Origin of the sequence: Aeromonas sp. QDB25, from assembly GCF_027707725.1 — a bacterium.
GTDB lineage: Bacteria > Pseudomonadota > Gammaproteobacteria > Enterobacterales > Aeromonadaceae > Aeromonas > Aeromonas caviae.
The window spans coordinates 1-12,213 of record NZ_JAPCIZ010000044.1; the positions used below are offsets into that span (position 1 = coordinate 1).

General features: G+C 64.2%; 9 protein-coding genes. 3 read left to right on the plus strand and 6 right to left on the minus strand.

All coding sequences use genetic code 11. The features are described 5' to 3' along the window. The first annotated feature begins 76 nt into the window (after positions 1–76). From PG883_RS15010 to PG883_RS15020, 3 genes are all read left to right on the plus strand, one after another. On the plus strand, positions 77–1,174 hold the full coding sequence (locus tag PG883_RS15010) for an AMP-binding protein (protein WP_257710145.1): 1,098 nt from the start codon (positions 77–79) through the stop codon (positions 1,172–1,174). A gap of 190 nt (positions 1,175–1,364) precedes the next feature. Then, the gene (locus PG883_RS15015) at positions 1,365–2,063 is read left to right on the plus strand and encodes a helix-turn-helix transcriptional regulator (RefSeq protein WP_181023102.1); all 699 of its coding nucleotides are present in this window, start codon (positions 1,365–1,367) and stop codon (positions 2,061–2,063) included. A gap of 66 nt (positions 2,064–2,129) precedes the next feature. Beyond that, a complete protein-coding gene (locus PG883_RS15020) occupies positions 2,130–2,450 on the plus strand; it encodes a hypothetical protein (protein WP_143237504.1) in 321 nt (106 codons plus the stop codon). Between the two features lie 92 nt (positions 2,451–2,542). Here PG883_RS15020 and hisIE read toward each other — a convergent pair whose 3' ends face one another. The 6 genes from hisIE to hisA all read right to left on the minus strand — a co-directional run bounded on the left by hisIE (position 2,543) and on the right by hisA (position 12,210). After that, complete coding sequence (hisIE, locus tag PG883_RS15025) at positions 2,543–3,178, minus strand: bifunctional phosphoribosyl-AMP cyclohydrolase/phosphoribosyl-ATP diphosphatase HisIE (protein WP_029314506.1); 636 nt, start codon at positions 3,176–3,178, stop codon at positions 2,543–2,545. Further along, positions 3,171–3,944: an imidazole glycerol phosphate synthase subunit HisF gene (hisF, locus tag PG883_RS15030; RefSeq protein ID WP_042881382.1), complete on the minus strand. Its 774-nt coding sequence runs from the start codon at positions 3,942–3,944 to the stop codon at positions 3,171–3,173. Before hisF ends, hisIE begins: the two co-directional genes overlap by 8 nt. A 178-nt stretch (positions 3,945–4,122) precedes the next feature. After that, entirely contained in the window at positions 4,123–8,094 is a 3,972-nt protein-coding gene (locus PG883_RS15035) for a PAS domain S-box protein (protein ID WP_182721844.1), read from the minus strand. After that, positions 8,091–10,229, minus strand: coding sequence for a PAS domain-containing protein (locus PG883_RS15040; protein WP_113978458.1), 2,139 nt, complete (start codon positions 10,227–10,229; stop codon positions 8,091–8,093). Before PG883_RS15040 ends, PG883_RS15035 begins: the two co-directional genes overlap by 4 nt. Beyond that, positions 10,222–11,331, minus strand: a complete 1,110-nt coding sequence (locus PG883_RS15045; RefSeq protein ID WP_010674688.1) for a response regulator — start codon at positions 11,329–11,331, stop codon at positions 10,222–10,224. The genes PG883_RS15040 and PG883_RS15045 overlap by 8 nt, the downstream gene beginning before the upstream one ends. A 132-nt stretch (positions 11,332–11,463) precedes the next feature. Beyond that, a complete protein-coding gene (gene hisA, locus PG883_RS15050) occupies positions 11,464–12,210 on the minus strand; it encodes a 1-(5-phosphoribosyl)-5-[(5-phosphoribosylamino)methylideneamino]imidazole-4-carboxamide isomerase (RefSeq protein ID WP_143237505.1) in 747 nt (248 codons plus the stop codon). Between the last annotated feature and the right edge of the window lie 3 nt (positions 12,211–12,213).

Genomic DNA, 12,213 nt, shown 5'->3' on the forward strand with positions numbered 1-12,213 from the left:
CAATCAGGCCGCCCGATGAAGCAGGAACCCGGTACTGCGCGAGCAGCTATCACCCAGTAATGGGAATCCCCCTCCTGTGACGCGAAGCGCTAAGGTGGGGGAGGATGTCAATTCCCTCAACTACACCTCCGGCACCACGGGGAACCCCAAGGGGGTGGTCTATCACCATCGCGGCGCCCACCTCAATGCGGTCAACAATGCCCTCTCCTGGGAGCTGCCCAAGCACCCGGTCTACCTCTGGACCCTGCCGATGTTCCACTGCAACGGCTGGTGCTTCCCCTGGACCCTGGCGGCCACCGCCGGGGTGAGCGTCTGTCTGCGCCACGTGCAGGCGGCGGCCATCTACGGGGCGCTGCGCGAACACAAGGTGAGCCATTTCTGCGCCGCCCCCATCGTGCTCAATATGCTCAACAATGCCGATCCGGCCCTCAAGCAGGGACTCGACCACCCCGTCAAGGCGATGACGGCGGGGGCTGCGCCGCCCGCCACCGTGATCGCCGGCATGGAGGCCATGGGGATCGCCGTGACCCATGTCTATGGCCTCACCAAAACCTATGGCCCCTGCGTGGTGTGCGAGCCGCAAAGACGCTGGCAGGGGCAGGATGCCACCACCCTCTCCCGTCTCAAGGCGCGCCAGGGGGTGGCCTCCCCCCTGCAAGGGGAGATGCGGGTCATCAACCCCGTCAGCGGCGAGCCGGTTCCCATGGATGGCAAGACCCTGGGAGAGATAGTGCTGCGGGGCAACATCGTCATGAAGGGCTACCTCAAGAACCCGTCGGCGAGCGAGGAGGCGATGGCACAGGGATGGTTTCGAAGCGGGGATCTCGCGGTCTGGCACCCGGACGGCTATGTGGAGATCAAGGACAGATCCAAGGACATCATCATCTCCGGCGGGGAGAACATTTCCAGCCTGGAGGTGGAGGACGTGCTCTATCGCCACCCCGATGTGGAAGAAGCCGCGGTGATCGCCATGCCGGACGAGACCTGGGGGGAGGTGCCCTGCGCCTTCGTCAAGCTCAAGGAGGGGCGCGAGCTCACCCAGGCCGAGCTCATTGCGTTCTGCCGCGAGCAGATGGCCCACTTCAAGGCCCCCAAGCACATCATCTTCACCCCGCTGCCCAAGACCTCCACCGGCAAGGTGCAAAAATTCATGCTGCGCAAGCAGTTGGCGTGACGACAAAGGCGCCGCGCCATCAACGGGCCTGCGGGCCCGTTTTGTGTTGCGCGATGCAAAGAAGCAGGGCCTCGCCGGTAGCGGTCGCCAGCCAACAAGACGTGCCTTTCGAGCCCGTCCCGGCTTACCATGGCCGCCATGTCCCGCCAGCCTGAGGATGCCTGTGAGAAAATCGGACCGTCTGTTTCAACTGACCAACCTGCTGCGGGCGCATCAACCCCTGACCGCCCGGGAGCTGGCGACGCGCCTGTGCGTGTCGGAGCGCACCATCTACCGCTATATCGACGATCTCTCTTTGGCGGGCATTCCGGTTTACGGGGAAGCCGGGCTGGGCTATCGGCTGAGCGAGGGGTTCGAAATGGCACCGTTGCAACTGAGTGCGACCGAGCTGGAGGCCCTCATCACCGGGGTGAACCTGGTGGCGGTGCTGACGGGCAAGGGGATGGCCGATCCGGCCCGCGCCCTGCTCGCCAAGATTGAGGCGGCCCTGCCCGCCAAGGAGGCTCGGGCACCTCGCGTCCCCGTGGTGCGGGTGCCTGACTATTCCACGGCGCAGCCTGCATACGCTCGCTGGGACAGGTTGCACGACGCCATCACGGCCGGTCACTGGCTGCACATTGGCTACCGGGATGCCAGCGCCAGCAGGACGGAACGCCAGCTCTTTCCCCTCGGGCTCTTCTACTGGGGCGGATGCTGGACGCTCGGCGCCTGGTGTGCGCTGCGCCGGGCCTACCGGGATTTCAGGGTGGATCGCATCGACACCCTGGCGCCGTGCCGTCAGGGGGAAGGGGCGCCCCCTGGCGCGACCCTGGCCGATTACCTTGCCCTGCGCCAGTCGGATGCGTTTCCCCCTGGGCGCAGTGGCGCCGAAAAAGTCATTCAGGACTGACACAAGGCTGTCAGTAGCCCTTCGTTATGCTGGGTTCTCCAGACCATCCACAACGGAGAAAACGAGATGATCATCAAGGGTGACATGCAACAGGCAGGGGGCGTCGAATTTGCCACCTTCAGGCTCAGGGAAGGGGTGACGGAGGCGGATTTGCTCGCCCTGTCACGGCGGGTCGAGTCCGAGTTTCTTCTTCAGCAATCCGAGCTCATCATGCACTGCCTGCTGCGCGGCGCCGACGGCCTCTATGCCGATGTGGTGATGGCCCCCAGCCAGTCGCTGGTGGAAGCCTATTGCCAGCAGTGGCTGCACAACGACGTGGCAGGGGAGTACCTGACCCTGCTTGACCATCACTCGGTCAACATGAGCTTCTGGACCCGTATCGGCTGAGGGCGGCGCGGGGCCTGCCATCCCCCGGCGAGGGGGCAATCATGAAATGAAACGGGCCCACAGGGCCCGTTTTGTTGAACAGAATTCAATAATTACTTGGTGTGGCGCTCATGCAGGCGCTGCACCACATCCTTCAAACCCAAGCCTTCGTTTTGCAGCAAGACTGTCAGGTGGTAGAGCAGGTCAGCGGATTCGTTGATGAGCTCTTCCCTGTCTTTCGCCATGGCGGCCAGGGCCACTTCCACCCCCTCTTCACCCACCTTCTGGGCGATGCGCTTGGTGCCTTTGCCATAGAGGCTGGCGGTGTAGCTGGTGGCGGGATCTGCCCCTTTGCGTGATGCCAGGATCTGTTCGAGCTCGGCCAGGAAGCCGAGCGGCGGCACGGGGTGGCCGTCGAAGCAGGAGGGGTTGCCCAGATGGCAGGTGGGGCCGACCGGGTCGGCGGCAATGAGCAGGGAGTCCTGATCGCAGTCGGTGGTGATGGCGACGAGCTTGAGCACATGACCCGAGCTCTCGCCCTTGGTCCACAGGCGCTGCTTGCTGCGGCTGAAGAAGGTGACCTGGCCGGTGGTCTGGGTCTTTTCCAGCGCCTCGCGGGTCATGAAGCCCTGCATCAGCACTTCGCCGCTGAGGGAATGCTGGACGATGGCGGGGATCATGCCCTCACACTTGGCCCAGTCCAGGCGCTCGGCCAGCGGCAATGCATTGTCTACTGCTTGATTATTCACGGATGGCGACTCCTTCGTTTTTCAGCCAGCGTTTCAATTCGGGAATGGGAATGAGGCCCTTGTGGAACACGGAGGCGGCCAGCGCCCCGTCCACGTCGGCCAGGGTAAAGGCATCGCGAAAGTGCTCCATGGCCCCGGCGCCGCCGGAGGCGATGAGGGGCACCTTGCACACGGCGCGCACCAGCTTGAGCTGCTCAAGGTCGTACCCCTGACGCATGCCGTCCTGGTTCATCACGTTGAGCACTATCTCTCCCGCGCCCCGGCGCTGCACTTCCTGTACCCACTCCAGGGTGGTCCAGGTGGTGGTGCGGGTGCGGCTCTCGTCGCCGGTAAACTGTTTGACCTGATATTGACCGAGGGCGGCATCGAAGTAGGAGTCGATACCCACCACCACGCACTGCACGCCGAAGCGCTCGGCGAGCCGGGTGATCAGGGTGGGATCGGCCAGGGCGGGGGAGTTGATGGAGACCTTGTCGGCACCGAATTCCAGGATCTGGCGGGCATCCTCCACGCTTTTGATGCCGCCGGCGACGCAGAAGGGGATGTCGATGACTTCCGCCACCCGGCTTACCCAGCTCTTGTCCACTACCCGTTCGTCGCTCGAGGCGGTGATGTCATAGAAGACCAGCTCATCGGCGCCCTCGGCGGCGTAGCGGCGGGCGAGGTCGACAATGCCGCCCATCACCTCGTGGTTGCGAAACTGCACGCCCTTGACCACCACGCCATCTTTGACGTCGAGACAGGGGATAATACGCTTTGACAACATGCTCATTGCTCCATGTAAAGCACGGTTAAAGAAACGTCGTTCTGCCGCCGGCGTTGGCCCGGGCGGCGGACGGGAACACGGTTGGCATGCCTTGAACGGGGGCCCATGAAGGGAGAAACGACAGGCCCGGCAGGCCGTCTCGTCGCCTCTGGGCACCCCACTATATGCATGACTTCATTCAGTGATTCAACCCTTTGTCGCCCTTGACCTGCCCCGGATGGCAGGCTGGCGCCTCGGGGAGGGGAGCCCGATCGTCCGGGTGGGTCTCGTCCGTTGCCATATGCTGGCGCAGGGTGAGCAGGGCGGCATCAAAATCAAACGCCTTCAGTTGCCTGGTCAGGGTGTCGCTGCGAGACCCCAGCATGAGGCGAAGGGGACCGGAATACTGCTCGTAGAGGGGGATCACGGCGGTGTCGCTTTGCACCAGCAGGGCTTCCATCTGGCCCAGCAGTTGCTGGCGCCACTGATCCCCCAGAGGCACCAGATCGGTGGTCGGGGCGGCGAGATCGTCCCCGAGCAGAGCGCAAAGGGCGGCGATCTCTTCATCGATGGATGACATGAGTCCGGTGGGCTCAGTGTTGCCGTCCGCGATGGCCTGCTCCAGGGCCAGGCAGTGGCGCGACAGCTCATGTGCCCCCAGGGTGCTCGCCACGCCGCGCAGGCTATGGACCATGCGGGTTGCATCGCTGTGCTCCCCGGCCTGCAAGTGGCGGTGCAGCCGGGTCATGTCCTGGCCATGCTCATGGATGAAGTCGCGAAGCAGGGCCAGGTATTTCTCCTGATTGCCGTTGAGGGCCGCCAGCCCCTGGTCGAGATCCAGACCCGGGTGTGCCTGCAGGCGGGCAAGGGGGCCTGTCACGGGATGGCGAGTGCTGTCGTCCGGGGCAAGCTCGGGGACCTTGCCTTGGGGCAGCCAGCGCTGCAGGGCTTCAAACAGCTTGGCGGGGGTGACGGGCTTGGCAATGAAATCGTTCATGCCGGCCGATGCGCTCGCCTTTCTGTCCTCCTCGAAGGCGCTGGCGGTGAGCGCCAGGATGGGCAGCCTGTCCATGCCGGGCAGGGCCCGGATGGCGCGGGTGGCGCTGTAGCCATCCATCACTGGCATCTGTATGTCCATCAGGATGAGGTCGAAGGGGTGCTGGCTGACGAGGGCCAGGGCCTCCTGGCCGTTGACGGCCGTCTCGATGACGAGGCCGCTGTGGCACAGGAGCTCGAGCACCACTTCCCGGTTGATGGCGTTGTCTTCCACCAGCAGGATCCGGGCGTGGCGAGGGAAGCTGAAGGCCTGTTGGTTCCCCTGCTCGGACGGGGTCCGGGAAGGAGCGTCCTCTTTTGCCTTGAACAGCCTGGCGGTAAACCAGAAGCAGCTTCCCTGGCCTGGCTCGCTGGTGACTCCGACCTCACCCCCCATCAGGGCGGCGATCCGGCTGGTGATTGCAAGGCCAAGGCCAGTGCCGCCATATCTGCGAGTGGTGGAGACATCCGCCTGTTCGAACGCCTGGAACAGCTTCTCGCGCTGCGCAGGGGTGATGCCGATGCCGGTATCTTCCACCTCGAAGCGCAGCAGGTAGCCGGTGGTGAGGGGGCGGGCCAGCCTGACGCGCAGGGTGACGGTTCCCTGCTCGGTGAACTTGATGGCGTTGGTCGCATAGTTGAGCAGGGCCTGGCGCAGGCGGGTGATGTCGCCGTGCACCCAGGCGGGGGTATCGCCGATGTCCGTCACTATGGTGAGCCCCTTGGCCCTGGCCTGGTCGTTCATCAGGGCGCGGACGTTGTCCAGCATGGCGGTGAGGGTGAAATCGGTCAGCTCCAGCGTCATCTTGCCCGCATCGATCTTGGAGAGATCCAGGATGTCGTTGAGGATGCTGAGCAGGTGCTGGGCGGCAGTGTCTATCTTGGTCAGCCGTTCGAGGTCGGTGGGATCCCGGGTGTCGCGCTTGAGCAGATAGGTGAGCCCCAGGATGGCATTCATGGGGGTGCGGATCTCGTGGCTCATGTTGGCAAGGAAGGCGCTCTTGGCGTGGTTGGCACTTTCGGCCCGCTGGTGGGCCTGGGCCAGCTGCCGGGTGCGCTCGTTGACCATCTCCTCCAGGTGGTAGCGATACTGGTCCAGCTCCTCGCCGAGCTGTTTCTTCTCGGTGATGTCGGCCTGGACCGTGACGTAGTGGGTGATTTCACCGCTCTCCTGGCGGATCGGCGACACCGTGGCCAGCACCTGGTAGTGGGAGCCATCCTTGCGCTGGTTGATGAATTCGCCATGCCAGCGCTGGCCGTGGTTGATGGCATCCCACAGGGCGACATAGCTGGCATCCGGGGTGAGGCCAGAGCGCAGCAGGGACGGGGTCCGGCCTATCACCTCGTGCTGCTGGTAACCGCTGGCGGCGAGGAAGGCGGGGTTGACGTACTCGATGCGCGCCCGGGTGTCGGTGATGAAGACGCCGTCAGGGCTCTGTTCGAGGGCCAGGGACAACTGGCGCAACTGCTGCTCGGCCAGCTTGCTCTGGGTGATGTCCAGATGGATGCCAAGGAGGCGCACGGGCCGTTGCTGGGCGTCCCGATAGACGCTCCCTTTGCTCACCAGCCAGCGGATGCCGCCATCTGGCAGCAGGATCCTGAACTCCAGCTCGACGGGGGCGCCGCTGACCGCCCGCTCCGCCAGCAACTGCTCGATGTGCGGCCTGTCATCCGGATGCAGGCAGGCTTGCCAGGCGGCCAGCTCGCCGAGCGCCTCGGCACTGCGGCCATAGAGGCGGGCGCATTCCGGCGAGAAGAAGAGACGGTTGCTGACCATGTCCCATTCCCAGATGCCGACATGGGCCCCTTCCTGGGCCATCAGCAGGCGCTGTTCGCTCTCGCGCAGGGCGCTGCTGACGGTTTCGGCGCGCACCCGTGCACTGATGGCGTCGTCCATCAGGTTCAGGGCTGCGAGGCGAGCACGACGCTGGGTATCGAGCGCCATCTGCTGATTGTGTTGCAGGCGCTGCTCCGCGAGCTTGCGCTCCGTGATGTCCTGCACGGTGCCGTAGAGCTCGAGTATGGTGCCATCCCTGTCCCTGAGCGCCGCCCCACGGGCAATGACCCAGGCGGTCTCCCCCTGCTCCGTGATCACTTCGGCATCGCACTCGTAGGGCTGCCCGTCCAGCCTGCAGCGCTCGACGGCCTGGGCCACCGTGTGCCACCCCTCCTGGGTGAAGTATTTTCTGACCTCGGGATAGACGGCGGGGGGGAGGGCCGGATCCCGGCCATAGATGCGATAGATCTCCGGTGACCAGAAGTGGCTGTCATCGGCCACGCGCCAGCGCCAGTTCCCTATCTTGGCGAGACGCTGGGACTCGCGCAGTATGGCTTCATTGCGGCGCAGCGCCTCCTCGGTCTCCTTGTTCTGCCGGTTGTCCTCGATGATGGAGATGAAGTAGTCGGGATTGCCTTCGGCGTCGCGCACCAGGGCCACCGTCAGAGTGGTCCAGATGATCTCGCCCCCCTTGTGCAGGTAGCGCTTCTCCAGGGTGTAGTGGGGGATAGTTCCCGCCAGCATCCGGGCCACATGGGCCTCATCGAGGTAGAGATCGTCCGGGTGGGTCAACTGCTGGAACGTCATCCCGGTGAGCTCGTCGGCCCGGTAGCCCAGGATGTGGCACAGCCGCTGATTGACACGCAGCCAGTGTCCATCGGGGGAGACCAGGGCGATGCCGACCGCTGCCTGTTCGAAGGTGACCTGGAAGCGGTTCTCGCTCTGCTGCAACTGGTTCTGGGTGTTCATCAGCTCCTGCCAGCGCAGGACCTCTCTGGCCCGGGCGCGATGAAAGGCGGCACTGAGCACGCTGATGAGCAGACCGTTGGCGATGAGCAGGCACCATTGCACCAGATCCTGGCCAGCCTCGACACTCAGTGAATAGATGGGGGGGAGCATGAAATAGCTGGTGACCAGGGCGGTGATCAGGGTGCAGAGCAGACCAGGCAACAAGCCCCCCAACAGGGCGCAGACGATGATGGGCAGCATGAAGAGAACCAGCAGCGGTCGCTCACCAAAGGCGATGGGCAGCTGGACACGGATTTGCAACATCAGAACGGGCAGCAGCACGGCCAGCAGGGAGATCCCCCAGCGCTGGGTAGAGGGGCGCACATGCCACAGGGGTGACCAGCTCATCATGGGAGATCCTCCGGTGGCATGGGGGCCTGGGGATAGGGGGGCGGCACTCCGAGCTGACGGGAGAGCCCGTTGATCTGGTGCTTGAGGGCCAGCATGGCGAGCTCCCTGTCCACCATCACCTTGTTGAACCGCTCCAGCTCATGGTTCTGCTGGCGCAGCTCGCTGGCCTGGCGGGTCAGGGCCTGTTCAACCTGCTCCCGTTCGGTGACATCGAGCAGAATGCCGATGATGGCGGGCTGGCCGAGGTAGTCGACGCGCCGCCCGTACAGCTCGACCTCCAGGGATTCCCCGTGCTGATGCAGGGCACTGAAGCGGGTGTGGATATCGCGCGCGTCCTGCTCGCACGCGTGCACCAGCTCGGCGACCCTGGTGCTGTCCTTGGGAGCGGCAAGGGCGTGTAACTGGCCAACGGCGATCAGCGCCCCCGGGGTGTCATAGCCAAACAGTCGGGCAAAACAGGGGTTGATGTAGCAGAGCCGACCCTGCTGGATGATGTAGATCCCGGCAAGGGATTGCTCCACCAGGGCACGGAACAGCCCCTCGCGCTCTCGCAAGTCGGCCTCGGCCCGTTTGAAGTCCGTGATGTCCCGAGAGATGCCGAAGATCCCGATCACCTGCCCCTCGCTGTCTTGCAAGGGGCCTTTGGTTGCGAGAAACACATGCTCGCCATCGGGCAGGGTCAGGTACTCCTCCTCGGTCTGCACCCGGTTGCGCTCTATGACCTGGCGCCCGGATGCCATCAGCATCTGCGCCTGCTGCGGCGGGAAGAGCGTCAGATCATCCTGGCCCAGCACCTCGTCAACCGGCTTGCCGACAAACTGGCTGGCGGCCCGGTTGAAGAGGATGTATCTGCCCTCCTTGTTCTTGGCGAAGATGGCGTCTTCCGAGCTGTCGGCGATGGCGGAGAGCAGTTGCAACGCCTCCAGCCGCTGGGACTGGGAGTGCTGAAGCTGCTCGGCCATCTGCAGCCGGGTGTGCTGGCGCAGCAGGATGATGCCGGCGTTGGTGACAAAGAGCACCAGCAGGCCGATGAGACCGATCCAGACGCTCTCCTTGAAGGTGGCCTGGTAGAGTTCCGCCTTGTCGATCTTGGCCAGCAGGTACCAGTCCGTGTTCATGACCGGATAGACAACCCCGAAGACCTCGCTGCCCCGGTAATCCTGGCCATAAAGCACCTGGGGCGTGCCGCGTTCGGCGAGCCGCAAATACTGGGCTGCCAGCAGGGTGGGGTGGGTGACGGGATAGTGCAGGGTGAGAGCCGGTTCCGGGCGATAGCGCAGGCTACTCAGATAGTGGACCTGATCCCCCTGCTGGCGAAACAGAATGGCTTCTCCGCTGCTGTCTGGGATGGGCCAGGTACGAAGGATGCGATCGGCCCAGTCAGTACCGATGATGTGCAGCGCGAGGACGGTGGTCCCGTGGCCTGACGGGCCGAGGGGAGCCAGAAAATCCAGTCTGGCGTATCCCTTTCCATCGACATAGGGGGCCACTCTGAGCACCTTGCCTGCCTCAACCCGGGAAAGGGCGGCCTGCAGGGGACTATTCACGGGGCCAGCCCCCGGGGTCTGCCACAGGATATGGCCGGCAGGATCAAGCAGGGTCGCCCCCTGGAATCCACGCAGCGAGAGGACGTCCTGCAGTTGTGTCAGCCACTGTGTCTTTGCCGTCAGCCCATCAGGAGGCAGGGCACCATAACGCGGGCTCTCGATGATCTGGCGGACATCCTGATCGCGGTTGTCGAGCCATTCGGTGATGCGCCGGCTTTTGAGATCGGCGATGGCTTCGAGACGGGCCACTTCCGTGTCCCGGGTCAGTTCGATGTTGCGGGCGATGGCCATGGCGGTCAGGGCCAGGATGAGCCCGTTGAGCAGCAGGAAGGGGATCCACTGACGCCGGGAGAGGGCGGGCGTCACCGCTGGCTGGCTGATGCGACGACGCAGCATGGCATAAAGCATGAGGGCCGTGATGAGGATGAAGAGCCAGCCCTTGATGGTGCTTGCCATGGCGAACTGGGCAGGGGTGCTGAACAGCCACTCCACCGCCTTGTCGGAGAGCAGGATCCACAGGCTTGCCACGGCGGCATAGGTGAGCACGACGTTGAGCACATGTGCCCGGGTCAGAGGAGCCTCAGCCATCCACGGCCTCGCTGCCATCCTGGTAGCGTTCGGCAATGGTGACGAACGCGTCGAAATGGCGATCGAAGGCGGTCACGACATCGGGATCGAAATGGTGGCCGCTGCCGGAGAGGATGAGGGCGCGAGCCTCGTCGTAGCTCATGGCCGGCTTGTAGACCCTGGCGCAGATGAGGGCGTCAAACACGTCTGCCAGCGCCATCAGGCGAGCCGAGAGGGGGATGGCGTCCCCTTGCAAGCCGTCCGGGTAGCCGCTGCCATCCCACTTCTCGTGGTGCCAGTGGGCGATCTCCTTGGCCAGGGTGAGGAAGGCCAGGGGCTGCTCCATGTCCTGTTCGGCCTCCTCGATGGCATCGCTGCCGAGCTTGGCGTGGGTGCGCATGATCTGCCACTCCTCCGGGGTCAGCTTGCCCGGTTTGAGCAGGATGTGGTCGGGAATGCCCACCTTGCCGATATCATGAAGCGGTGCGGATCGGCTCAGCAGGTCGATGTAACCCGGGGTCAGGGTATCGGCGAAACGGGGGTGATCAGCCAGGGCGCTCGCCAGCAGACGCACATAGCCCTGGGTGCGCAGGATATGGTTGCCGGTTTCGGGGTCGCGGATCTCCGCCAGATGGGCGAGGGCGCGGATGGAGACCTGCTGGATCAGGTCGTTTTCCGCCATTCGCCGCGCGACCTCGGCTTCCAGCGCCGCATTCTGGTTTTGCAGGCCGTCACGGGCCTGCTTTGCCTCCAGCTGGGTACGCACCCGGGCCTGAACGACCACCGGCTTGATGGGCTTGGTGATGTAGTCGGCGGCGCCGAGGGAGAGGCCGAACTCCTCGCTTTGGGGGTCGGCGAGGGCGGTGAGCAGAACGACGGGAATACGGCTGCTGATCGGGGACTGACGTAATTGCCTGAGCACTTCATAACCATCCATGCCGGGCATCATCACATCCAGCAGGATGAGGTCAGGCTTTGGATCCGCGCTGACGATGCGCAGGCATTTTTCCCCGCTCTGTGCAGCCAGCACGCGGTAATGAGGCGAAAGCAATTCGGTCAGTACCATCAGATTTTCGGGTGAGTCGTCGACGATCAGGATGGTGGCGTTGTGAGGTGTCAACATATGTCTTCCATGACGCTATCCCTGTGAGGTCGAGTATAGAGCCAATTGCTGCCAAATCATAAGATTCGCCCCCATCGGGGAGAAAGAGGCCTGCCCGGATGGGCAGGCTGTCTGATGCCAGAAAGGGGCGCGTCACGCAGCGCGGCCGTCACCCCAGCAGCGAATGGCTTCTGCCACGTCAAACTTGCCCTCCAGCAGGGCACGGCCGAGGATGATCCCCTTGACGCCGGTTCCCTTGAGCGCCTCGATATCCGCCAGACCGCCGATACCGCCGGACGCCTGGAAGCCGACGTTCGGGTAGCGGGCACAGAGATCCCGGTAGAGTTCGACGTTGGTGCCCGCCAGGGTACCGTCCCGGCTGATGTCGGTGCAGAGCACGTGTTTAAGTCCGGCGGGGAGGAAGCGCTCGATCAGCGCCTCGATGGAGATGCCGCTGTTCTCCTGCCAGCCAGCCACTGCGATGTGGCGGTTGCCCTGTTCATCGATGTTGACATCCAGGGCCAGCACGATGCGCTCGGGGCCATATTTCTCCATCCAGCTGGCCACCAGATCCGGGGATTTGACGGCGGTGGAACCGATCACCACCCGGCTGGCGCCGGCCGCCAGCAAGTCGGCCACATCCTGTTCGCTGCGCACGCCGCCGCCGACCTGCACCGGTGCCTCGGTGGCGGACAGCAGCTGGGCGATGAGGGCCAACTGGCGGGCCTTGGCATCCTTGGCGCCGTCCAGATCCACCAGGTGCAGCTGCGCCGCCCCCTGGCTGACATAGTCATCGAAGCGGGCCTGCGGGTTGTCGCTGTAGGCGGTTTTCTGGCCGTAGTCGCCCTGATAGAGGCGCACGACCTGACCGTTGATAAGGTCGATTGCGGGAATAATCATGCC